Source organism: Paraglaciecola sp. MB-3u-78 (assembly GCF_002835935.1).
In the GTDB taxonomy this organism is placed as follows: domain Bacteria; phylum Pseudomonadota; class Gammaproteobacteria; order Enterobacterales; family Alteromonadaceae; genus Paraglaciecola.
The window spans coordinates 131,548-156,370 of record NZ_PJCF01000007.1 but is presented as its reverse complement, the minus strand read 5'-3'; the positions used below and the strand labels follow the sequence as shown (position 1 = coordinate 156,370).

Below are 24,823 nucleotides of genomic sequence, written 5' to 3'. Positions count from 1 at the left end.
TTATAATAAAGGCCCGCATATGTGAACATTGGTCGGGAGGGTATTATTTTACAGCGGGTCTTACCCTAAATAGGCTGGCATACAGCACTGGGATCACCCCTAGGGTCAGTAGGGTGGAGAACAATAGTCCACCCATGATGGCAACCGACATGGGCTCCCACATCGGGCCGCCGCCCAGATACAGGGGGATAAGTCCCAGTACGGTGGTCGCGGTGGTTAATAAGATAGGTCTGGCCCTTTGCTGGGCTGCGGTAATGATAGCTTGGTGTTGTGTCAGGCCGGCATTCAGTTCAATCTGGATCCTCTCTAACAGCACTATGGCGTTATTGATCACGATCCCAGACAGTGACACGATCCCCAAAATGGTCATAAAACCCACGTAGGAGCGGGCTATTAACAGGCCTAGCACCACACCAATCAGGCCAAGAGGAATAGTGCTTAAGACAATGATTGACTTGCGTACGCTGTTAAACTGGGCCACCAAAAGGATCAAGATGATTAATCCTGCCAGGCCTAATTTTTCGGCAATGGACTGATTGGCCTTGGCCGAACTTTCGTGTTCACCACCAAAATTTACTTTGATCCCGGGGCCCCATTGTTTTTGCTGCCCATGCAAATAACGCCGCAGTTCGTTGACCACCTCGGCAGCATTCGCATCATCTACTAATTGGGCACCCAAGGTGAAGGTTCGCAGGCTATTACGGCGATATATTTTGGCCAGATCCCAAACCATATTCACATTGGCTACCTGACTCAGGGGAACTGAATTACCGGTAGATTGAGAGTAAACTGACAGAGATTCAACCTTACTAATTTCCCGACGGCCGGCCTCACTGGAACGCAGTAATACAGGAATGGTATCTTCACCTTCCCGATATTCTGTCAGCTCCATACCACTTAAACTCGACTGCAAGGAAATGGCGATGTCATGGCTGGTAACGCCGGAACTTTGGGCTCTGACCTGATCGATGTCGATCTGGAGTTTCTTGATCCTCTGTCCCCAGTCGTCGGTGACATTTTGTAAGGTGGGGGTGGCGAGCATCTCTTGCCTGATTTGCTCTACTGCATCGAACAGGGCATTGGGCTCGGTGCCCGAAATACGCAGCTCTATCGGATTTGAAACTGCGGGTCCATTTTCGATCAACCTGAGTTTAAGGGTAAGCAGCATTACTGCGGTGACCACCAGAACGGCCTGTAATAAATTGCCAACAAAATCAGAGACTTTTTTATCCACTTCGGCGGGTGAAAAGTTGATCAGGTCAAACTCCACGCCATGAGGGTAGGTTTGCAGAAACTCTGCCATGGCACGTTTTACCTGCACCCCGAGTTCGATATTGTTGCCGCCCTTGCGCATCGACACCGCTATAGCCAAGCCTCGCTTGCCAGAGGTATGAATAAGGGAAGTGGCAGGGTCGACATAACCTCTACTAATTTTGGTGATGTCCCTGAGCATGATCAGTCTATTGGTCTTAGGTGAACTGACAACTGTTTTACCTATGTCTTCAATGGACTCAAAATTTCCGCTTGGTTCCAAGGCAATTCGTTCATTATTTAGGTTGAATGCACCCCCAGAAATGACGATATTGCGAGCCGATAACATTTGCGATAGCTGGTAGGGTGAAATACCCAGTTCTGCTAGGCGGGCATTGTCGTATTCTACAAAAATACGTTCTTCTTGCTCACCTAAGATGTCAACTTTGGCCGCATCGGGAATACGCAGCAGTTCATCCTTCACTCTATCTGCTATCTGCTGCAGTTCTGCATAATTAAAACCTTCACCACTCAGGGTCATGACGACGCCGTAGACATCGCCAAACTCATCATTGATCACCGGGGTGCCGGCACCTTCGGGTAAATCACCGACCATGTCATCTATTTTGCGCCGAAAGTTATCCCAAATGGGACGCATATCTGTGTAACTTTCTTTAATATTGACTAATACTATGGATACCCCCGTGCGGGATTCACTTGTAACGAAATCCAGTTCAGGCATTTCTTTGACTGCATCTTCAATTTTTGACGATATTAACTGCTCTACTCGTTGGGGCTGGCGCCGGGAAAGTAGGTCAGTACCTGAGCCGTACGCACCACAAACCCAGGGTCATAGGCTCTTGGCATGTTGGCAAATGTCTGTAAACTGGCAATCAATATAATGGCCAGGCACCAGCGTGATACGATTATTTTCTATGGCAAGGCGGGTTATATTCATCGGTTCCACTGCTCGCTCAGGCGCACTGTCATACCATTAGACATCTTACTCATGCCCGCGATGATAAGGCGGTCCCCCTGTTGAAGACCCGTTAATACCTGCAGTCCCCGCTCGGTGATATGGCCGGTGGTAACCGTCTTACGTTTCACTGTACCAAGCTTTTCATTGATGTTTTCAACCACAAAGGCAAAGCGACCTTCGTTGGTTTCAATCAGGGCCTGAGCCGGCAAGATGACGCCCAAAGCCTGAGCGTCATCTTGGATAGGCAGGCTTCCTCTGACGGTTACAGACATGGCAGGCAGTATATTGAAAGATGCTACACTTGGCATCTTGAAGGTCACCGCAAAGGTTTTGGAGCCAGGGTCAGCCTGCGTCGCCACTTCTTGAAAGCTGAGGGGGAATTGTTGATTCGGGATTGAATCAAACATAGCAAACACATTGGGCCTGTCATTGGTATTTATCAAGATCATCAGCGTTTCGGGGATATTAACTTTGATATGAATGGACGACATATCTTGCAGGGTGAAAATCGGCTGTACCGCAGAGACATCTTCGAAGTTGTCCACATGACGCCGGGCGATAGTCCCAGCAAAAGGCGCTTTAAGATTAGTATATTCAACGTTTTGAATGGCTCCAGTCAGAGCAGCCAAAGATGAAGTATGTTGCGCCTCTAATTTATCATAATCAGACTTGGCAATAAGCTTTTGACTGAGCAGGGATTGTCCCCGCTAAAAGTCGGCAGTGACCTTATCAAAATCTGCCTGAGTGCTGCGCAGCTTGGTTTGATAGTCGGTATCATCCAACTTGGCCAGTAATTGGCCTTTATTGACATTGTCCCCTTCCCGCACAGAAACCTCGACCAACTTGGCCGATACCCTAAAACCCAGCTCAGCTGTTTGCGCGGCCTCTATTATGCCGGGAAATTCCCGCCAGTCGCTGCCAGACTTAGCGCTGACCAGTTGCGTTTTAACCAGCCGAGCTTGCAGGTCTTGCTGCTGCTGTGGCGCTGGACTGCAAGCAACCAGTAATCCACTACAGGACACAATGATAGCGCCTAGCACGGCAGCTAAATGGATGACGGGCTTTACCTGAAACATAAGAGCATTCCTTAAAATTTTGTAGCCCTAGTCTGATTTACCAGCGACATGTGTATAATTGATATTCATTTTTGAGCATTTATGCGCTTTAGATAGCGTATTTCAATTGAATATATTCAATATGTTTAACTCATTTATGTTAATTCGTTACGTCTCACTGTTCATTAACATGCCGAGTAAAACCCTAGGGTGAGTGGCACAGCTACGTCAGGGGGAGGTGTGCTCACCTAGGTCAGCTAAGGGGGTCGGCTAAGCAGTCATAGCTAAGGGGGCAAGTCATTTGATCATTAAAACTATTCAAAAATAATTAAAGGGATTGATGTGTTATTACTTCAACTCCGTGATTTTATCAGCCCTTTTAATTAGGACGCCAATTACAACATTTTAACAAAACCCGCATCGTAACTGAGAATTAGCATGAGTATATCTCTAATTCTTAACGTCTTATTAATCCAGCAATTTGGCCCCAAGCTTTTAGATATTGGTTTGCATTTCTTCTGGCAAATACTGAATTGCGTTAATCCTCTTTACCTGAGTGGCTAATCGCTTTACTGGCAACGGAATATGAGAACTCTTGCCCAATCAAATGTCTCAATGCTTTTTGTTTAAGTTTTGCATCTACGATAGGGGATCCACCGAATTTTTTGCATTAAGGTGTTTGATGTGTAATCTCCATATTTGCCAATCAACCACAAGAAATAACCTTTCACTCGTTCGTATGTTATCTCCTTAGGCTTTGCATCTTGCTTTTTTTTAAACATGTTTTAGATCTTCTAAATTAAAATATCTTTTCCAGAGTCAATTTAAACTCCCAAAATATTGATTTTTATCAGTATTTTAACAAGGCACCCATCGTAATTTAGCCAAATATATAGAGTTATTTGACAATTATTACAATGAGTGACTTTGTCATTATTGCTTAGTAGCGGCCTTTATAGCTTGTAGGAGAAGGGATTGTAGGTTCGAATTCAATCACACAGACCAACTAATAAAACCTTATGCGTTAGCGTACGTTAACGAAAATATAAAAACTATTCGGTGTGGTATATATATAGCAAGTTGACTCTTCTCCCAGTTTTATCATTGAATATCTTGCAAAAATTGTTCAGATTGGAAGTATGTAAACAATGCCATTAATTCGTCATCTGAAAAAAGAGAGAACCGCTCTTTACTGCTGATACTCATTAGTCCTAAATCACGGCCGCCTAATCCGATTCCTGTGGACATCAGCAGTTTAAAATCTAACTTTTGATAAGCAAGTGTTGTGACTAAACTCGGTGAAAACCCCTTATAGCCTTTTAAATCAGGAGCATGACATTCGGAACAAACCGAGTAAGTTAAATATCTACCAAAATTTTCAGCATCGTTTTTGGGTGCTTCTGCGGGGGGAGTTTGGGAATGAATAGCGTTTACAACAGGCTGATGCCCACCTTTAATAATACCCAATCGATAGCGAAAATTAGGTGAAAATCCAATCGAAGTCTCTGTAATCGGATTGAGAGACCGCAAATAAACAACAATATGGCTCAAATCTATATCAGACAAATGTTGATAGGCATCAGAGGTCATTGAATACACGCTTGTTCCATCAGGACGGATTGCTTGTCGTATAGAACGCTCTAAATCATTATCGGAGTATTGTTTGGCTACGACTCCTAAATTTGGTGCGTGGAGTCCATGAAAATCCCCGCCAGCAGCATCTTTGCCGTGACAATCAGTACACCCATGGATAGCAGCAAGTCGCCTTCCTTCTTTAATATCAGATCCAGGGGACACAACAAATGCTCTGTCTTGTGGAATATATTTTTCCTGCATCATCCAACTGCTTAAACCATAAACACAGGTAAATAATAATGCAAGGCATAGGCCAGTTATGCTTAATCTTATTAAGAACGTTTTCATTAGATACTCAAACTAACTGTTAAGTGGTCATGTAATAGCTGCTTTAAAGTACCAGCTTATCGACAATACTACTAAGCGAATAATTAATACAAGGTAAACCCCCGGCTCTGCCGGGGAGACTCGCATAGGTTTTACCGTTACCGTGGTGCAGGTATCTTTCGTATCTCGACCAAAAGAACGAAGGAAATAATCTATTCGAAATTATAAAAGTTTGGCCCATACAAGGTGGGATTGTAAATACCATATCGTATTTATTCCCAAGAAAAGGCGAAAGATTATATTTGGAACGTTAAGAAAATATCTGGGAGAAATATTTCACGAATTGGCGCAGCAAAAAGGAGTAGTGATAGAAGAGGAGCACTTAATGAAGGATCACATCCATATGTGTTTGAGCATACCTCCAAAGTTAGCGGTTTAAAATGTAGTAGGTTACCTGAAAGGAAAAAGTGCAATATCAATAGCTCGAAATTTTAAAGGTAAACAAAAGAATTTCGCAGGGGAAGCCTTTTGGGCTAGAGGGTATTTTGTATCTACAGTAGGACTTGACGAAGAAATGGTTAGGGAATATATCCGAAATCAGGAAAAGAATGACGTTGACAGAGATCAGCTAAAATTCGGTATTTAACGCGCCTTTGGCGCTTACTTTAGCCTTTTTAGGGCGTCATCTAATAAGCCCCCGGCTCTGCCGGTGGTACTTTAACTAACATACCTTTTTCACTGCGCTATAAGCTTACTCATCTATTAAGGTATATCTAAAATACACAGTATTGTCACCGTCATTGTCCGCTGACCAAATCCACTTTGCCGGTGAGCCATTAGTTAACCCAGACACTCCGGAGCGCCAGGGCGACACTCCATAACTGCCGTATTCGGTGGCATTAGTCCAACTACTGTCATCAAAATCAGGGGCTTCCCAGCCTGGTTGATAGACAGTAGACACCTTCCAACTGCTGTCACTATAAAAGGTTTCACCGTCGACTTGTAATTCAGCGATAAGGGCTGCTACGCCGTCTACATCAATGCCTTTGACTGCTATAACATTGTCACCATCATTCAGCTCAACGGTGTAACTTGAGGCTGTATTCCAAGAATTTGAATTACCCAAGTAACTGCCGTTGACATAGACCTCTTCGCCGTTGTCACCGGAAATAATGAGATCCATGGTGATGGGTTTAGCGTCGCGCTCAGCAGCAATGTTGATGGTAAAATCAGCAGTGATTGAATCAATGGCTGAGTCTTCTAAGGTGATAGTGAAGTTACTATCACCTTCGGTTGTGGGTGTACCTGTGATAGCGCCGGTGTCACTGTTGAGTGCTAACCCATCGGGTAGGGTGCCTGTTGTTACGGACCATAAGTATGAATCTGTACCACCACTGCCAACTAAGGTTGCACTGTAGAGTTGATTCACTTCACCATCTGCTAATGCTAGGGTGTCAATACTGACAGGGTCAAGGGGACTATTGCTTTCTACTGATACTGTGTATCTAAAATACACGGTATTGTCACCGTCATTGTCCGCTGACCAAATCCACTTTGCCGGTGAGCCACTAGTGAACCCAGACACTCTGGAGCGCCAGGGCGACACTCCATAACTGCCGTATTTGGTGGCATTAGTCCAACTACTGTCATCAAAATCAGGGGCTTCCCAGCCTGGTTGATAGACAGTAGACACCTTCCAACTGCTGTCACTATAAAAGGTTTCACCGTCAACTTGTAATTCAGCGATAAGGGCTGCTACGCCGTCTACATCAATGCCTTTGACTGCTATAACATTGTCACCATCATTCAGCTCAACGGTGTAACTTGAGGCTGTATTCCAAGAATTTGAATTGCCCAAGTAACTGCCGTTGACATAGACCTCTTCGCCGTTGTCACCGGAAATAATGAGATCCATGGTGATGGGTTTAGCGTCGCGCTCAGCAGCAATGTTGATGGTAAAATCAGCAGTGATTGAATCACTGGCTGAGTCTTCGAAGGTGATAGTGAAGTTACTATCACCTTCGGTTGTGGGTGTACCTGTGATAGCGCCGGTGTCACTGTTGAGTGCTAACCCATCGGGTAAGGTGCCTGTTGTTACGGACCATAAGTATGACTCTGTACCACCACTGCCAACTAAGGTTGCACTGTAGAGTTGATTCACTTCACCATCGGCTAACGAAGGGGTATCGATGCTGAGGGGGACATCTATGACTTCTTGTGGCGCAATATTGATATTAAAATCAGCAGTGATTGAATCACTGGCTGAATCTTCTAAGGTGATAGTGAAGTTACTATCACCTTCGGTTGTGGGTGTACCTGTGATAGCGCCGGTGTCAATGTTGAGTGCTAACCCATCGGGTAAGGTGCCTGTTGTTACGGACCATAAGTATGACTCTGAGCCACCACTGCCTATTAATGTTGCTGTGTAGGGCTGATTCACTTCACCATCGGCTAACGAAGGGGTATCGATGCTGAGGGGTACATCTATGACTTCTTGTGGCGCAATATTGATATTAAAATCAGCAGTGATTGAATCAATGGCTGAGTCTTCGAAGGTGATAGTGAAGTTACTATCACCTTCGGTTGTGGGTGTACCTGTGATAGCGCCGGTGTCACTGTTGAGTGCTAACCCATCGGGTAAGGTGCCTGTTGTTACGGACCATAAGTATGACTCTATGCCACCACTGCCTATTAATGTTGCTGTGTAGGGCTGATTCACTTCACCATCTGCTAATGCTAGGGTGTCAATACTGACAGGGTCAAGGGGACTATTGCTTTCTACTGATACTGTGTATCTAAAATACACGGTATTGTCACCGTCATTGTCCGCTGACCAAATCCACTTTGCCGGTGAGCCACTAGTGAACCCAGACACTCTGGAGCGCCAGGGCGACACTCCATAACTGCCGTATTTGGTGGCATTAGTCCAACTACTGTCATCAAAATCAGGGGCTTCCCAGCCTGGTTGATAGACAGTAGACACCTTCCAACTGCTGTCACTATAAAAGGTTTCACCGTCAACTTGTAATTCAGCGATAAGGGCTGCTACGCCGTCTACATCAATGCCTTTGACTGCTATAACATTGTCACCATCATTCAGCTCAACGGTGTAACTTGAGGCTGTATTCCAAGAATTTGAATTGCCCAAGTAACTGCCGTTGACATAGACCTCTTCGCCGTTGTCACCGGAAATAATGAGATCCATGGTGATGGTATCCGTTGGGTTATTATTATCTGATAATAAATCTAGAGCATCGTCGAGTTGAATACGGGGATAAGTTGTTGCTCCTTTTGTAATGCCTTTGGCTGAATTAGTTAGTACTGACAATATCTCATTTAAGCTAGGTAGGTTTTCGTGGGCAGCTAAGACAGCAATGGCACCAGCCACATGCGGTGCAGCCATAGATGTTCCACTTAATTGTGCATAATTGTCGTTTAAAACTGAGGAGTTTATAGCTACACCCGGAGCCAAGTATGACAAAAATGGCGCCAAGTTTGAAAAGGATGCAATTTCATCATTGTTATTGCTTGCACCCACGCTAATGGCTCCAGTCACACAAGCTGGGACACTAATTTGATTGCCTTTGCTATCATTTCCCGAGGAAATAACCACTGCTACACCTGCATCCGTTAGATTAGTGATCGCAGACAAATAGCCACCATTATTTGCATCACATTCGACTTGAGTTGAAAAGCCAGGACCGCCAAGGCTCAGATTCACAGCGGGAATGTTATAGTCGTTAATGAGCTCGTAGACTCTCTCTAAACCTTGGATTACGTTGGAATCAAAGGCTCCAAGACAGGGATTAGTATTACCACAAAACTCTTCTGAATAAACGGTGGAAAAGACTTGAATGGAAATAATGTCAGCATCTTTTGCGATACCAGAAAAGTTGACACCTACTCCGGTTGCAATGCCAGCCACATGAGTGCCATGATAGCAGCCATCTATATTACAATTAATTCCAGATCCAACCAATTCGTCAACGTCGTTTCCGGAAGGGCATAGTGAGGTAGTGATGCTTGTAGTTGTGGAGTAACAGGCTTCGGAAACTACCTTATTGGCGATAAAGTCATGGGTTTTATCAATCCCAGAATCTATTATTGCAATAGTGGTGCCTGCACCACTATATCCTTGGCTCCAAGCATTGTCGGCACCAATGAGAGGTATGCTTTCTGATAAAAATGGTTTACGTAGGTTGTCGACCTGGATACTGACTAACTCATCCAAACTTTCTAATAGTGTTAAGGTGTTTTCATCGATAACGTAGACTAGGAATGGAATGTAGTTAAATTCAAGTTTTAGTTGTGCATTAGTCGAACTAAGTTTTGTTTTGATTCTATCTTGTAAGTTTTGTAGCGATGGATTTAGATTACGCTTTCCACTCTTTACAGGAAAAGATTCGATGTCATTCGTCTGTTTGTTACCCCGTAACTCAATAATCACCCTTACCGAACCGTTATCATGGATACGGCTAACTAAGTTGTGTCGATCAGCTAAACTGAGTTTGTCGGCGGCGGAGACACTAACTGAAATACAACACAAAATAGAAACTTTCAAGAATAAACGAAAAGAAGTTAATAGATCCATGACTTTCCTCAGAAAAAAATTACTAAATAATGAGTTTTTACTTATAAAAATTATCGGCTGTGTTCATAGCGAAATAATACACATAAGATGAGCTTTGAAAAAATATTATAACCTTAAATACCAAGTTGATTAGTAAAAATATGAGGATCGAAGCTCAATAGTGGCTTTGGAATGTAAATCAACATTTAAATTACCGTAATCTACTAATAGTTACGAAGAAACTCGTCGGAATAAAATACATAGCAAATGGTGCTGCTATTCGAATGCAACAAAAAAGAGGCGGGAAACGAGTAAAATGGGGTCAAGCATTATTTTAAATTTATTCAAAAAATACTAACTTGAGAAGGTATATTGAAATATCTGAAGTGATAACAAGCATTGACAACCAGTTTATTCTGCTATGCCACCACTTTTTGAGCAGTTACTGAATCTAGTCCTTCCCAAAGTAAACCTTTGGTGCCTTTCATCACCTCGACTTTACAACAAGCCGCAAGTACTCGTTTAGGCTTTGGTGTCAAGAAAACCATGATGATGGCACAGCGGTTATACGAAGCCGGTCATATTACTTATATGCGTACCGATTCTACCCATTAAGGTAAAGAAGCAGTGGATAGCTGCCGCAATTATATTAACGATACTTTCGGTAATAATTATTTACCAGATGACCCGACTAAATATGGTAGTAAAGAAGGCGCACAAGAAGCTCACTGGTGGGCTAATAACAATAGTTTATGCTTAACAGCAAAAAGATAGTAACCAAAAACCATATGGACCTCCTCGTTATTGCAAGTCTAATATTTAGATAATGGAGTTTGTTTGCGCTAATGTTTTCGGAGTCTTATTTGGGGGCTCCCGTGTCCCGGTTCACGATGAGATCCGCGTTGGATTATCCTCAAAATACCACAGTCTCTAAGACTGCTTTCTGGTACAAGTTCCTAATCCAGAGGTTCTGCCGTTTTCGTCATAAACATTATCATTGCAAATTGGTGTGTAAACTTTTCTAGTTAAAAGGCTGTTTTGTCATCATGACCGCCCAAGCGATGCGCACCATTTTGTTTGCCTGCCTAAAATCTATCTGATAAAGGGTGAGGCGGACCATCTTAATGCCATTCGCTTCTAAAATTCTTAACTGCCGACAATGGCTTATTCTTGGGTAACCTAACTAATACAAGTTAACCCCCCCCGGCTCTGCCGGTGGTACTTTAACTTCATAGCCATTAAAAGCAAAAATCTGACCCCCGTTTTACCCATTTTAAAATGCGTTTTTTAGGTGTTTTTCTTTAGGCGCTTCCAATACCACCGCCATGGGGACAGAAAAAATAATAGTTTAAAGGGTGGTGTTACACTCAGTTATGCTCAGCCATGATTGACAAATTCATGCCATATCGGATGACATATTCTATCGTATTCAATCATGGTGTTGAGTAAGGTTTGCCTTGCCGATACATCCACCATCTCTTCCGGTAATAATGGATCTTGATTGATGAGACGTATGACGTGTTCGCCAATCAGAAAGGACTCTCTGGTAGCCTGATTGACATCAAAATCGGTAAGTCTTTGTGCACTTTTTTCCATGAGTGTTACGAGTAGTCCATAAGTCTTTTCCAATTGTTGTGGTGACCATAGAGACACAGGACTTGTCGCCAAATCATGATTAAAATGTTCGACTTTCATTAAAATCGCGTTTTCTTCGAGCCCAATATCGACCATTCTGGCAAATGTTGCATCTGCTGTTTCCATCAGGTTATCTGGGCGACACCAAAGATTTTTCTCGAGAGCTTTAAATCCAGTTAGTCTGAAAGCACGTTCACGAATTCGGATGCTTTGTTTACATGTGCGCCCAAGATGTGCGGTATACACACTTAACCAACCGCCATTCCATTGAGCCACTTTACCTAATGAATGGCGCCATGTTGCGGCGAGCTGATTAATGGATTTTTCCGTTGTGCCCAGGGTGTAATGTCCACGTTGTTGCGCTACTAAAAATCCTTGTTTGACTAATCGCCCTGCAGCCACGCGGATTGTTGCGGGCTCATGTTCAAATAACGCTCCCCAAGCGATCAGTTGTTTAATTGACATCTGATTTAGGTTCGGTTGGCTAAATAGCGAAAGCAGTAATCGATTTGACGTGGGATAATCAGCTAATATTTTAGTGTGATAATCATTATCCAGTGATGTATCCATAAAAGAGCTTAGGGGAGTAGGGGGCATAAATTTCACTTACCGCAAGTTTTATCTAATCGTGCCATTTCTCTTGCAAGGTGGACATGCAGGCGAACAATGGCGGTCTCAAACAGGCCAAATTCTAAAAACTCGTTGGCCCCACTTAACAGTCCTCGTTGCGCCGATTGGACTATCTGCAAGTCTTCAATGGCGCCTTTGGCTGCGAATTTTTGCCCTTCAAAAACCGAATCCAGCAATGCTGTTTGGTTCTCGTCAATGTCGCTGACAAGATAACTATGTTGCCGGGTGGTTGATTCATCAATTGGCTCAAGCACTACCACTTGCATACATCCGGGAAAAGTTGAAATCACTACATTGGGAAACAAATGATAGACGTAGGTCAGTCGTCCATCAACACTGATGTCAGTCTGATTTTTATGTCTTAATCCTTCGATTGATTGGTAGGGAAAGGCCACACGACTATTTTCTCCAAAAGCTTCAACCACAGTGAGGTTGTCGTATTGCACTGGGAAGAAAGTGTTTTTATGGGTTTGCCGAATATGGTAACCCTCGAGAGAACTTTCGAGATGTAATTTCCAGTTTGCTTTGACTATCTGGCTGTTTAAATTTAACAATCGATAACCGTCAGGTATTAGTTTTGGTAAAGATGAAACATCGTGCTCTATATTCTCTTCGGAATTTTGGTTGATAAACACTAAACCATTGCTCTGCAAACACGCCACAGCAACCAGTCCTCGTGTGGCCTTATCAAGATCAGGAAAGCCATTTTCGTGAGGAATACTTTTGAGACTTCCATCAAGGCCATAAGCCCATCCATGATAGGGGCAAACTAACGCGCGGGCGCAACCGTGGCCATTGGCAAGTTGAACTCCCCTATGACGGCAGGCATTCCTAAAAGCTCGCACTTCCCCGTCTAATCCGCGCACGGCAATCAAAGGTATGCCAGCTACGTCACGGGCAACATAATCACCAGGTTTGGCAAGGGCACTCGAAGGACAAAAAACGATAGTTCGGCTTTGCAGTATTTTTAGCTCGGCTTCTAAACGTGCTTTCGAGCGGTAGTTGTCGACGGGCTCCTTCCAGCTTTGGTTGCCCTTATCTGTTGTGGCATTGTCAATATGATCGAAAATCCTCTGCACCACTTCGGTGTCGCTCAATAGTTGTTTTTCGTTATTGGTATTCATTGCCATCTCGCAGGTTAGATAAAGAAAATCGGCACACTTTTTGAAAACCTATTTTATAACATAAAAATTTATTAGATGTTAAATCAAGTTATAAATCGAGTTTGGTTTTTAAGTCTAGCTTTTCATCATATTGCTTTGTTATTAAAATCTAAGGCTGTAAGAAAAATTTATTATTGAAAGCTAATGAGAAGATTACTGGGGATTTTTTTAGGTTCACAGCAGGGTAGTGTCAACTTACAGACCTTAAAATCTGCTATAACTATCAATACACAATTTAATGTCACTCAGCTAAAACAACATTTTTAAAGGTATGGTTATGAGTTCAATCAAAAAAACAGGATGTTTCATTTATTCATTGATATGTTATGGCACTGGAGTTGCCTCACTCATTTACTTTCTCTTGTTTGTAAACAATCTTTGGATGCCACAAACCGTCAATAGCATAGTGCCGTCTGTTTCCTTAGTGACTGTTATTGTTATCAATACTTTTGCTCTTTTGCTGTTTGGCCTGCAGCATAGCGTGATGGCAAGGCCTTCTTTTAAACGCTGGTTTACTCGTTTTATTGATCCCAGTATTGAACGTTCAACTTATGTGCTTGCAACTGCTGTGGCCATTGGAGGCATGTGTTATTTATGGATACCTTTTGGTACAGTTATCTGGCAAGTAGAGTCTGAAATGGGCGTATATGTGATCCGAGGTATCGCCGTTTTTGGATGGTTATTTCTATTTTTAGCGACATTTATGATCAATCATTTTGAATTATTTGGATTACGACAAACCTTTGACCCTATGCAAGGTAAGTCCGCGCCTGTTGCTACATTTAAAATATCAGGGTTTTATAAGATAGTCCGCCATCCAATTCAGACAGGTGTGCTGATTGGCGTGTGGGCCGTACCCATATCAACTACCAGTCATTTAGTTTTTGCAGCCGGTATTAGTGCCTACATATTTATCGGTTTGTATTTTGAAGAAAAAGACCTGATTAAAGAATTTGGTGAAACTTACCTAAATTACATGCAGCGGGTTAAAAGGGTGATCCCTTTTATTGTATAGAGGTAAATAGAGCTCATAGTGAAACAGTCATATAGGCATCGATTCACTTTATTGATATGCAAAGCAAACGAATTAATACCTGTACTTGACCTATCTCTTGGGTATGATCGTAATTTAGCTTAGTCATAAGGATTTCTCCCCGTTTTGCCAGAAACTTCCACTGAAAACGCCGCAGTCGCCAAATTTGCTTTATTAATTGTGTGTCTAGGTTCAATTATTGGGCCACTGGGAATGGCTTCTGTGAATATTGCTATCCCAGACTTGGCCGCTGATTTACAGGCCAATGCTAAGATGGTGTCGTGGCTACCCACACTGTTTATATTAAGCAGTGTGATTTTCATGCTGCCAGCTAGCAAATTGGCAGATAACTACGGAAGAAAGCGGATCTATGCCTATGGTCTGGCTTTAAATGCGTTTTCTTCTTTTATGTGTGGACTTGGCACCAGTATCGAATGGGTGCTGTTTTGGCGATTTGTACAAGGTGCTGCCTCGGCAATGATTTTTGGTCCGGGAGTGGCGATCATTACCTCGGTCACGCCTTCCCATAAAAGAGGTGCGGCTTTAGGCATCACTGCGGCATGTGTGTATGTTGGATTAACCGTTGCACCAGCAGTTGGGGGTTGGTTAACTGAATTATGGGGCTGGCGATCGGTATTTTTGTTTCAGGTGCCTATCGTTATTGCACTTTTATTGTTGATTAAAATGCGTTTGTCAGGTGAATGGATGAATGATGAAAAAACCCGATATGACTGGTGGGGAACATTTATTTTTGCCGTGTTTTCGTCATCCTTGGTATATGGGTTAAGCATTATACCCAACATTTTAGGCGGGGTGATGCTTGGACTCTCGGCTATCAGCTTGGCACTATTTATTTTACATCAGAGTCGCAGTCGCCGACCGCTTATTCGAGTACAAATGTTCCGCGACAGTCGAGTGTTTTCTATGTCATTAACCACATCACTGTTGATGTATGCCAGTAATTTTCCACTGATCTTTTTGATGAGTTTATATTTACAATATGTAAAAGGTCTCAGTCCTTCTCATGCCGGACAGGTTATCTTGGTTCAGGCATTGTCGATGGCGATAATGGCACCATTATCTGGCAGGCTGGCCGATAGATTTCAGGCTCGGGTTGTGGCAACCATTGGTTGTGTGATTGTTGCTTGCGGGCTGTTTGTGTTGAGCAACATGGATACCCAAACCAGTGTGACTTATATTACCAGTTCTTTTCTACTGATTGGGGTAGGCTTTGGCTTGTTTTCTACTCCCAATAATAACGCCATCATGGGCGCTGCTCAGAATCACGAGGTGGGTGCGGCTTCAGCATCGATGAACCTTGCGCGCACCATAGGAAATCTTTTAGGAATGAGCCTAGTGAATCTTATGGTACATTTCTATTTGGGTAATGCACTGTTTACACCAGAGCAGAACCCAGCACTTATAAAGACGGTTGAGATGGCATTAAATATGTCTCTCGCATTTGTTGTTGTAGCCTGCGTAATATCGGTTTTCCGTGGTAAATTAAGATCTGGTTAACTAATTTTGATCTACTAATGGGTTACTGTGCGTATTATATTTTATGAAAAATCGTGAATTTATCAAACAGCACCTCTCAAAGCTCAATATACAAGAACTTCTAAGGTATCGACTATTGTTTTGCTCTGGTGAAGCAAACGAAGATCTAGAATTGGATATCTGCGACTTATTTAAGTATCCAATGCGACTGGAAATCAGCTATTTTGATAATTGGCAAAAGGATGTGCTAAAGGTTTTATTTCGTCATCTTGAAGGAGAGTGTGGATCATCCTGTGAAGTGGATGAAAAAATAGCTAATTTATTATCAAATCGGGGGTTTTCAGAAAAAGATAATCGTATATTGAGGTTGTTTGAATGTTTTATGACCAGCTTGCAAAGCAATAATGTTGTATTGCTGTATTCTTCACTGCATCGTAGATTGGACAGCTTAACTTTTTAGTCTACACCATATAACCCTGCTCTTTATTCGCAATAAAGGCGCTTCCAATTAGATGCTGATGAACAACTTTGATGATAGTCAGGTTTTGAAAGGGATTTTATTTAATCAAAATGGTCGCTGTTAAACCAGTTGAGCAGTTATTCCAACCTCATACCGCCAGTAGTTAACTATCAAATACACACATTTGAGTAGAGTTGAGCTGGGATCTCGTTTATTTCTCAACGATGGCCAGCGTTACTGTTTACTTCTGACGTTCAGCTTATTATGTCGCCTAAAGGAAACATATTGACTTTACTACTCATGATTTGTTTATACTTCGCACCTTGTATTTATGAACGTGTTAAAACGAACCTGATACTTAAAAGAACTTATTTATTGTTTAGTTAGACTGTCAGTATTGTTGATAACAACACGACTGCATAAAGGGAAACACTATTGATTGATAAAGATCCCAAAATTCAGCGCCGCATAGATATGGACCTATTGAGCCGATCTATGACAGGGGTCGTGGTCTATGGATTTATGCTGCCTGTGGTTTTTTGGCCATTTGATTTTTATATTTTACAACCCTTGTTAAGCAAAGTATTCGCCTTAAGTATGCTTTTTATCAGTATTCTGAGGGGGTTCCATTATGTGTTAACAAAGCCGATTTACCAATATTCTGTGAAGTTATGGCGTAGTTCATTTTTCTTTTTGTCCCTGTGCCATGCCAGTATTTTAAGCACTTTTTTTGTTTTTTCCATATTCGATGAGCGATTTACTGGCATCCTACACGTCACCATGCTGGCTATAGGTGGCATCTCCAGTGGTGCAGTTGTGGCACTTGTTCCTAGGATTAAATTTGCGTTAGTCAATCTAAGCGTATTGCTTATTCCATCAATAGTACTTGGAATTATAACCAGCGAAAAATTTCCCTTTGCAGTTATGATTGCCGTGTTTTTTGGATATATTGCAATGATTGGAGTGCGTTCATCTAAAGAATATAATCGTTCGTTTGAAATAGAGTTGATGCTCGATCAACAGAAAAATGAATTAGAAAGACTCAGTAAAATTGATGCTCTAACCAATATTTATAATCGAGGGTATTTTAATCTTGAGTTTGAAAAACAATGGGAATACGCCAGCCGTTTGAAACTTAGATTATCGCTATTACTTGTGGATGTTGATCATTTTAAGGCCTTTAATGACAATTATGGTCATTTACTTGGCGATGCCTGTTTAATGCATGTTGCTAAGATTATTAATCAAGTAGGTAAAAGGGAAACCGATTTAGCTGCTAGGTTCGGTGGAGAAGAATTTGTCTTACTGATTCTCGAAAATGAGGGGAAGGAAGCGGTAAAAGTAGCTGAGGTGTTACGACAAAAAATTGAAAAAAGCCCCTTTAAAGTAGACGGTAGATCGTTTCCCGTTACTGTGAGTATTGGAGTCGCCAGTATTCAACCTAGTCATAAAATTGACTCAAGACAACTCATAGAACAAGCTGATTCAGCCTTATACAAAGCAAAACACCAGGGAAGAAATCTTGTCATAGTTCATTCAAATTAATGTTTGAGTGGCTACTTTTTTGAGCTTTTAACGGATCTTTTAACCCAACTAAATTACTGAACTGAAACTAGATTTTTCTATTCTTTTCTCGTCCTTTAAACACACTTTTTTTATTTCTGGGTGTAAACCTGTAAAGTGACTCAGCCTAGTTGTGTCTTAATAAGAGTTAAATTATGTGCGGATACATTGAAGTTAATGGAAAACAACAGTCAACCATGGCGTTTCCAAAGCGTGAAATTGTCAATCAATTTACGTCAAGACTTTTCAAACGTTATTACCCTGCTTTTGGTCAAGACCCCAATAAAACTATCGATATAATCATTCAGGAAAACGGAGAACTTAAACAGGTTGCTGCGACGTGGTGGTTTGATTGTTTAGACTCTTATGAGGGTCTACATTTAGGTAAACGCACCACGTTTAACGCTCGCAATCTAGAAAGTCCCTATTGGCAATATGCATTGCAATATAATCGGGCTATTGTTTTAGGTACAGGGATAGGTGAGTCTAAAGTTGTGGGGAAAACCAAACACCAATACTATATGCAAAGTGATGAGGTGTTTGTGCTTGGCGCGCTATATCGCAAGTATAGCGAGGGCCGATATAGCTGTGCCGTCATCACCAGAGATGCACATCCCAAAATGGAGCCTTATCACCATAAAGCTTTCCCATGCTTTTTACCCATTGATGACCCATTTTTAAAACGTTGGCTGAGTCAGTCAGTGCAACAACATCCAGAAATAAATAAGGTGCTTAACTTCCCAACTTTATATCCAACCCTTAAGGTACAGCGCGTAAAAACCTATAAAGATAAAGTACCTTATCAATCATTTTCTCCGGTAATACTTCACTCTGACTTACTAATTAACCAGAGCTCAGGTTAATTAAACGTCCGGCGTTATGGAACAGTTGAGATCCCTAGTGATCAGTATGTACTTGATACTAATAGGTTTTTATCTAGGCTCGAATTGAATTCGAGCCTCTCGGATATTGCGCAATTAGCCATATGTTCAAAAAGTGATTTGGATCAATATCTATAAAATTTCACACAATACAATGGTATTTCTTAAGAAAAATTACCTAGAAGGTTTATCCCATGCAATTAGACAAACATACTTTAGTCAACGATTTTCCCGATCACCAACACACCATCCGCCACCTGAAGATGAACGACAACCACTTTGCAAAATTATTTGACGCTTATCATGAATTAGAGAGTGAAGTTCATCATATTGAGAAAAATGATGAGCCTGTAGCGGACGAGTATTTGGACTCTCTAAAAACGCGACGGGTCCACCTGAAAGATCAGTTGTTTAACTTAGTGATTAAAGCAGAAAAAGCACTGTAGTGAGGTGTTTTTGAACTGTGTGTTTCGGGTTTATTCTATATCAATGGGATTAATTAGTATGGGTTGAGACTATGATCCATAAGGCTTAGGTCAGTTAAACCTTATGGATTTTTATCAATGTTGTAGCTGAGCAGTTTGCTGATTTTCCACACATGTATGCCAGAAATCCTAGGAACAAGCACACTAAAATAGCTTTAAGTCAAACCTCTGTAACTTACGATAAAGGGTACGAGTACTCTCATTAAGGAGTTATGCGAGTTCATCCTTAGTGCCAGTATGTACCTTACCTAGCTTAGTTAGATGACTCGGGGATCAAATTTCAGGGTGACAGGTAAAGAGTGTCACCTTCCCACGTTATGTTGTTGCGAGCCTTCAATTAGTGGTGTTAGATGAACCTTTCAATGATCTAGATGCATTAATGGCTGGAAGAATATGGTACAACTTATTTAGCTGGATAAATCAGCGCTATGTGGTTTTACTCAGCCACGATCGACTAGCTTTTTGCAATTTCTATTAGACATTCCCAACGGCGAACTGGATTAGATTTATGAATAAAATCGATATTACTGCGTTTTTCCATGAAGATACTAATACGATCAGCTATTTAGTCGTCGATGTTGCAACATCTTGCTGTGCCATTATCGATCCGGTACTGGATTATGATCCTGCATCAGGGCGCACCAGCACTCTATCAGCTGACATAATTGTCAGTCAGATTGTAAAAAATGGCTATACGTTAGAATGGATATTAGAAACCCATGCTCATGCTGACCATTTATCTGCCGCGCATTATGTAAAAGGCGTATTGGGAGGTAGTATTGGCATTGGAGAGCACATATGCCGTGTTCAAGAAACGTTTAAACCTCTCTTTAATTTAGAAAAAGAGTTTAAAACCGATGGTAGTCAGTTTGATCATCTGTTTGCGGATGAAGAGATCATTAAATTAGGTCACGTCAATATCACAGTGATACATACTCCAGGCCATACACCTGCTTGTGTGTCTTACTTGATCGAAGATTCAGTTTTTGTTGGTGATACCTTGTTTATGCCAGATTATGGCACCGCGAGAACTGATTTCCCCCTAGGCAGCGCAAAGGTACTGTATCAGTCAATTCAACGAATACTGTCATTACCAGCTTTAACAACAATGTTTGTGGGGCATGACTATAAGGCGCCTGCAAGGGATGTGTTTGCATGGGAAACATCGGTGATTGAACAGCAGCGCAATAATGTGCACGTTAAAGCCGGTGTGACGTTAGAAGAATTTGTCAAAATGCGTGAAGCAAGAGATGTGACCTTGAATGTGCCCCGTTTGTTGTTACCAGCGATTCAGATAAATATTAGGGCAGGGGCTATGCCGCCTAAAGAGTCGAATGGGCATGCTTATTTAAAAATCCCTTTAAACACATTGTAGAGTCATCGTATTGAATATTTTTATTGTTTTAGGCGCGGTTTTAATCGGGCTGAGTTTAGGTTTGTTAGGATCGGGTGGTTCAATTATTACCGTACCGCTGCTCATTTATGTCGCAGATGAACCTGCGAAACTTGCCATTGCTGAGTCACTTTTTATCGTAGGGTGTATATCTGCTTTTGGCAGTATGTCTTATATCAAGCGCGGCTTAGTCAACTGGAAGTTTGTGATGTTGTTTGGTTTGCCGAGTATGCTCGGTACATACTTTGGGGCGTGGACTTCACAGTTTGTTTCTGGCGAAGCTCAGTTACTCACATTTTCTATTGTTATGCTCATTGCAAGTCGGTCAATGTTCTCACCGGTCACGTCAACTAACAGCGCTGTGCCAGTGCCACGAAATCTGTTGGTGATCAGTGCTGGTATTTTAGTGGGTGCCATTGCAGGCTTTGTTGGTGTAGGTGGTGGATTTTTGATTGTACCGGCCTTATTTTTACTCGGGAAATTGGCCTTTAAACAAGCTATTGGCAGCAGTTTAATCATCATCACGATGCAATCGTTTATCGGTTATCTGAAATACCAACATGTACTTGAACAATTTGCTTTGACGATGAACTGGAAAATCGTTTCGGTGATCGTTTTTATGGGGATTTTAGGCTCAATCATAGGTGTGCGCATCGCCGATAAAATCCCACAACAACAGATAAGAAAGCTGTTTGCCATAGTATTGGTTGTTCTGGGCATATATATATTTGGCACAACAATCTACGACATTTTCTAAATAGGAGTTAAGCATGAAAAAAGTATCAAGTAACTTTTCTATATCCGGCCCCATCGATGATGAGGCTTTAGAAGCGCTCAAAGCGCAAGGTGTCACCAAAATTGTCAATGTTAGACTGGATGATGAAGAGCCAGGGCAAGAAAACGCAGAACAGTTGGCTATTAAGGTGCGCTCCCATGGTATCGAATATGTGCACATACCGGTAAAAGCAAACAGTTATTCACAGAAGGATATAGCGGAGTTTTTCAAACAACTGGCCACAGGGGATGACAAAGTACATGCGTTTTGCCGCACCGGTAATCGTGCCATTCATCTTTGGGCGTTGGCTAACTCTCATTCTGAAACATTGAAATATATCGAAAACCAGTGTGAGAAAAGTAATTGTAATATCAGCGCTGTAAAAGAGCTAATGCAAGACATAGAGCGTGAAAAGGTCTGGCTTGGTGCCAATATTTGATAATAGCTACAACACCTGTTTTTTTATGATGTTTTGCGATTTGGCCTAACATGACTTGCAGCCTATTTTAAGAAATTCCCGTTTTGGCTTAGGTAACCTGAAATTGAAACTTAACCTCTAGTTACTACGGCCATACAAATAAACCTTTACATGCTTCTCCATTTAACTCAGGTTGATTTTAAAGGAGTATGAATAATTGCCAAGTTTAACAATCGATTAGGTATTTGTTTTTCCACAAAACGGCGATTATACCGATAACAAAACTCATTCAAGTATTCTTGTAAGTAATTACCCGTAACGCCATGAAACGTGCCCAACAAAAACGTTTTCAAATTACCTATCGCGATATGAACCCAAGGCAACCATTCGTCTACCTTTTCACTTGGCGTGACTCTTGGCTCATGTTGCTGTGTTTTATCTATAATATTTAACGCAGGATAAGCATCCGTTCTGACATGCTGATTAGCTAAAAGGTGATGTGATACAAATTCTTTTACTGTTTTAAAATTCACATTTTTAACCGCTTTCATTGCGATAAACCCTGCCTTTTTATGCTTGTTTTCACATGCTATGATAATGGGGGTTTTCCCTTCTGCTCCACGACCACGCTTGCCTTTGTGCTTACCGCCAACAAAGGCATCATCTAACTCTATTGTGCCCGACAATCGGTAGAGGCTATCCCTGTGTCCCATAGCCGCTCTCACTTTCGTTAACATAAGCCGAGCAGTCTTCCAATTCACTTCAATAAGCTTGCTTAGCCTTAACGCTGAAATACTGCCTTTGTCTGAGCCTATAAAATACAGTGCCCAAAACCATTTGAGTAACGGTAGATGACTACCATGAAATAAAGTACCTGACATCACCGATGTTTGCTTATGACAATGGCTGCATTCGGTTAATTCTCGGCAGTGAAGGTCAATCCCATTGTCGTGACCACATTGAGGACACATAAACCCATTAGGCCACTTCATTTCCTTCAGATACTGGAGACAATCTTTATTCGTTCTGAATTGCTGTTGCCACGTTAAAAAACTGGCTTCTGGCGTGTTCATGTTCGAACTCCCTTAAACTGTTTATTTTCATATACAGTTTAGTTCATGCCTGAGCAAAGTGGAGAAGCATGAACCTTTATTTGGGATTTGCTTTTGTAAATAACGGATTCAAGGAGCCACATTTTCTCTTAGTGCAGAGTCCATTTGCCTTTGAAGTTGTTCGACTGCAGTTCAACAGATCATGTTATGATCAGGTCCCCTTATTGTGCATCCAGATTGATATCTATGAACGATAGTCCCAAAGATAAAAGCCAAAATAGTCCCCAGCAAGCCGCCAATTCCAAAATACATGGTGTGGGTCGTTTAACTATTGACGCAGTATTAACCGTCACTGACATAGTTGAATCACTACATAAACGCATAAGTCCGCTTTCTGGGTTACATAAAAAATCTGAAGAAGAACAGCTTTCAGGTATCGGTGGCTTGGTGTATCGCAATATACGTAATGTGACAGCGTTGGTAGGTAAAAGTATTGATGCACCACTAGCGGCTATAAGTAAAACCCTAGCCTCTCAACCAGATTCAGCCTCTGCTCAGGCCTTACTCGCCGCGCTGAACGGGGTGTTGGGTGATCATCTTGTTCTTAGCGAGAACCCTTTGGCCATTCCAATGCACTTTCGAAGAGATGGCCAAACCCTCACTGATGAACAACTCTTAGACGTCATAAAGCAAAGTAATGGCAAACTGCTGATCATGGCTCATGGTTTGTGTATGAATGACTTGCAGTGGTGCCGAGAAGGTCATGACCATGGCGCTGAGTTGGCAAAAGAGTCGAGTATGGGAGCCTTATACCTACACTATAATTCTGGGAAGCATATTTCTGACAACGGTAAACAGTTTGCTGCTTTGTTGGAGTCTTTGGTGAACCTAACAGATAAAAACTTAGATATTAATATTTTAGCCCACAGCATGGGAGGACTGGTATCACGCAGTGCTTTTCATGTGGCAGAAAATAGTGGTCACAAGTGGCCTGAACGACTCAATAAATTAGTGTTTTTAGGTACGCCACATCATGGGGCGGCTCTTGAAAAAGCCGGGAACTGGATTGATTTAATTTTAGGTGTGCATTCATACACGGTTCCGTTTGCACGCTTAGTGAAAGTGCGCAGTGCTGGGATCACAGACTTACGTTATGGCAATGTACAGGAATCGGATTGGCATACTACCGAGCGTTTTGAGTTTAGTGGCGACCAACGGGGTCCTTTGCCTTTGCCTGATTCAGTGCGCTGTTTTGCAGTAGCAACTAGTGCTAAAGAAAGTATTAATTACCCTCTAGGTGATGGACTGGTCAGGATAAAAAGTGCCTTGGGAGAGCACCCAAATCCAGCGTTCAATTTGCAGTTTCCTGAGACCCATAAATGGGTAGGTACTCACATCAATCATATGCAGCTGCTAAACGATCCTGAGGTGTACCAAGTATTGAAAGGGTGGTTTGAGATAAAGTAATTAGTCAGATTTTTAATAATTATCTGACATTCCGTTTGAAAAATATTGTATCGAATAGAGGTTTTAAGAGTGATCGAAGTCGTAATTCTTGCGTTAGCTTTAAGTATGGATGCATTTGCAGTTTCAATCGGATTGGGAGCGAAGCATACTCACAAAACCCCATCCCTTGCCATTATGGCGGGACTATACTTTGGTTTTTTCCAAGGGCTAATGCCATTGATTGGTTACATAGGTGGCAAAGAAGTGTTTGGTTGGGTTGGAGCATATGCCCCATGGATAGCGTTTGTGCTGCTTCTTTTAATTGGTAGCAAAATGATTTATGAGTCTTTTTCAGAAGGCATTGAAAAAGACATAGTAAAAATAACCCATAAAGTGATGCTCGTTCTTGCTATAGCAACAAGTATCGATGCTTTAGCCGCAGGTTTTTCACTCACCCTACTTGATGTCAATTCATTTGTTGCCTGTGCCATCATAGGATTGATAACCCTGGTTTTTAGTGGGATTGGCGTGTTTGTTGGTGCTAAAAGTGGTACCTGGCTTGAAAGTAAAGCTGAGCTATTCGGTGGCATAGTGTTGGTCTTGATAGGTTGTAAATTACTTTTTGCTTGAGTGAT

The 24,823-nt window shown here is 41.9% G+C and carries 19 protein-coding genes and 3 pseudogenes; 13 read left to right on the top strand and 9 right to left on the bottom strand.

Annotation, left to right across the window (positions count from 1 at the left end):
• Positions 1 to 43 precede the first annotated feature (43 nt).
• From CXF95_RS31175 to CXF95_RS19425, 5 genes and pseudogenes are all read right to left on the bottom strand, one after another.
• Positions 44 to 1,168, bottom strand: a complete 1,125-nt coding sequence (locus tag CXF95_RS31175; protein WP_255418942.1) for an efflux RND transporter permease subunit — start codon at positions 1,166 to 1,168, stop codon at positions 44 to 46.
• Positions 1,166 to 2,038: pseudogene (locus CXF95_RS31170) on the bottom strand (efflux RND transporter permease subunit); the annotation flags it as partial. The gene CXF95_RS31175 and the pseudogene CXF95_RS31170, both read right to left, overlap by 3 nt.
• Positions 2,039 to 2,205: 167 nt before the next feature.
• Positions 2,206 to 2,925, bottom strand: coding sequence for an efflux RND transporter periplasmic adaptor subunit (locus CXF95_RS19440; RefSeq protein ID WP_101200240.1), 720 nt, complete (start codon positions 2,923 to 2,925; stop codon positions 2,206 to 2,208).
• Positions 2,926 to 2,937: 12 nt separating this feature from the next.
• Positions 2,938 to 3,306 (bottom strand): biotin/lipoyl-binding protein, encoded by a 369-nt coding sequence (locus CXF95_RS19435; protein WP_101200239.1) that lies wholly within the window; start codon positions 3,304 to 3,306, stop codon positions 2,938 to 2,940.
• 1,080 nt (positions 3,307 to 4,386) lie between these two features.
• Positions 4,387 to 5,124 (bottom strand): c-type cytochrome, encoded by a 738-nt coding sequence (locus CXF95_RS19425; protein ID WP_101200238.1) that lies wholly within the window; start codon positions 5,122 to 5,124, stop codon positions 4,387 to 4,389.
• A gap of 277 nt (positions 5,125 to 5,401) precedes the next feature.
• Between CXF95_RS19425 and tnpA the strand changes: the two are divergent.
• Positions 5,402 to 5,833: pseudogene (gene tnpA, locus CXF95_RS19420) on the top strand (IS200/IS605 family transposase).
• 105 nt (positions 5,834 to 5,938) lie between these two features.
• Here tnpA and CXF95_RS19415 read toward each other — a convergent pair.
• Positions 5,939 to 9,778, bottom strand: a complete 3,840-nt coding sequence (locus tag CXF95_RS19415) for a putative Ig domain-containing protein (protein ID WP_101200237.1) — start codon at positions 9,776 to 9,778, stop codon at positions 5,939 to 5,941.
• A 426-nt stretch (positions 9,779 to 10,204) separates the two neighbouring features.
• Between CXF95_RS19415 and CXF95_RS19410 the strand changes: the two are divergent.
• A pseudogene (locus tag CXF95_RS19410) lies at positions 10,205 to 10,486 on the top strand (DNA topoisomerase); the annotation flags it as partial.
• A gap of 648 nt (positions 10,487 to 11,134) precedes the next feature.
• On the opposite strand, the gene CXF95_RS19405 reads toward CXF95_RS19410, so the two are convergent.
• Positions 11,135 to 11,989, bottom strand: coding sequence for a transcriptional regulator (locus tag CXF95_RS19405; protein ID WP_101200236.1), 855 nt, complete (start codon positions 11,987 to 11,989; stop codon positions 11,135 to 11,137).
• A gap of 5 nt (positions 11,990 to 11,994) precedes the next feature.
• Positions 11,995 to 13,146 (bottom strand): aromatic ring-hydroxylating dioxygenase subunit alpha, encoded by a 1,152-nt coding sequence (locus tag CXF95_RS19400; RefSeq protein WP_101200320.1) that lies wholly within the window; start codon positions 13,144 to 13,146, stop codon positions 11,995 to 11,997.
• 316 nt (positions 13,147 to 13,462) lie between these two features.
• On the opposite strand from CXF95_RS19400, the gene CXF95_RS19395 reads away from it, so the two are divergent.
• The 9 genes from CXF95_RS19395 to CXF95_RS19355 all read left to right on the top strand — a co-directional run bounded on the left by CXF95_RS19395 (position 13,463) and on the right by CXF95_RS19355 (position 21,711).
• On the top strand, positions 13,463 to 14,200 hold the full coding sequence (locus tag CXF95_RS19395) for an isoprenylcysteine carboxylmethyltransferase family protein (protein WP_232787939.1): 738 nt from the start codon (positions 13,463 to 13,465) through the stop codon (positions 14,198 to 14,200).
• A gap of 144 nt (positions 14,201 to 14,344) precedes the next feature.
• Positions 14,345 to 15,736, top strand: coding sequence for an MFS transporter (locus CXF95_RS19390; protein WP_101200235.1), 1,392 nt, complete (start codon positions 14,345 to 14,347; stop codon positions 15,734 to 15,736).
• Between the two features lie 43 nt (positions 15,737 to 15,779).
• On the top strand, positions 15,780 to 16,175 hold the full coding sequence (locus CXF95_RS19385) for a hypothetical protein (protein ID WP_101200234.1): 396 nt from the start codon (positions 15,780 to 15,782) through the stop codon (positions 16,173 to 16,175).
• Positions 16,176 to 16,610: 435 nt separating this feature from the next.
• Positions 16,611 to 17,720 carry a GGDEF domain-containing protein gene (locus CXF95_RS19380; RefSeq protein ID WP_101200233.1) on the top strand — a complete coding sequence of 370 codons (1,110 nt, stop codon included), beginning with the start codon at positions 16,611 to 16,613 and terminating at the stop codon, positions 17,718 to 17,720.
• A 173-nt stretch (positions 17,721 to 17,893) separates the two neighbouring features.
• Positions 17,894 to 18,601 carry an SOS response-associated peptidase family protein gene (locus tag CXF95_RS19375; RefSeq protein WP_101200232.1) on the top strand — a complete coding sequence of 236 codons (708 nt, stop codon included), beginning with the start codon at positions 17,894 to 17,896 and terminating at the stop codon, positions 18,599 to 18,601.
• Positions 18,602 to 18,813: 212 nt separating this feature from the next.
• Positions 18,814 to 19,065 (top strand): YdcH family protein, encoded by a 252-nt coding sequence (locus tag CXF95_RS19370; RefSeq protein ID WP_101200231.1) that lies wholly within the window; start codon positions 18,814 to 18,816, stop codon positions 19,063 to 19,065.
• A gap of 547 nt (positions 19,066 to 19,612) precedes the next feature.
• Positions 19,613 to 20,479, top strand: coding sequence for an MBL fold metallo-hydrolase (locus CXF95_RS19365; RefSeq protein WP_101200230.1), 867 nt, complete (start codon positions 19,613 to 19,615; stop codon positions 20,477 to 20,479).
• A gap of 10 nt (positions 20,480 to 20,489) precedes the next feature.
• Entirely contained in the window at positions 20,490 to 21,254 is a 765-nt protein-coding gene (locus tag CXF95_RS19360; RefSeq protein WP_101200229.1) for a sulfite exporter TauE/SafE family protein, read from the top strand.
• 13 nt (positions 21,255 to 21,267) lie between these two features.
• Positions 21,268 to 21,711 carry a beta-lactamase hydrolase domain-containing protein gene (locus CXF95_RS19355; RefSeq protein WP_101200228.1) on the top strand — a complete coding sequence of 148 codons (444 nt, stop codon included), beginning with the start codon at positions 21,268 to 21,270 and terminating at the stop codon, positions 21,709 to 21,711.
• A 167-nt stretch (positions 21,712 to 21,878) separates the two neighbouring features.
• Here CXF95_RS19355 and CXF95_RS19350 read toward each other — a convergent pair whose 3' ends face one another.
• Positions 21,879 to 22,763 (bottom strand): IS1595 family transposase, encoded by an 885-nt coding sequence (locus tag CXF95_RS19350; RefSeq protein ID WP_101197018.1) that lies wholly within the window; start codon positions 22,761 to 22,763, stop codon positions 21,879 to 21,881.
• Positions 22,764 to 22,988: 225 nt separating this feature from the next.
• On the opposite strand from CXF95_RS19350, the gene CXF95_RS19345 reads away from it, so the two are divergent.
• Together CXF95_RS19345 and CXF95_RS19340 are read left to right on the top strand one after the other, a co-directional pair.
• On the top strand, positions 22,989 to 24,209 hold the full coding sequence (locus CXF95_RS19345; RefSeq protein WP_101200227.1) for an alpha/beta hydrolase: 1,221 nt from the start codon (positions 22,989 to 22,991) through the stop codon (positions 24,207 to 24,209).
• Positions 24,210 to 24,278: 69 nt separating this feature from the next.
• The gene (locus CXF95_RS19340; protein ID WP_101200226.1) at positions 24,279 to 24,818 is read left to right on the top strand and encodes a manganese efflux pump MntP family protein; all 540 of its coding nucleotides are present in this window, start codon (positions 24,279 to 24,281) and stop codon (positions 24,816 to 24,818) included.
• Positions 24,819 to 24,823: the final 5 nt, after the last annotated feature.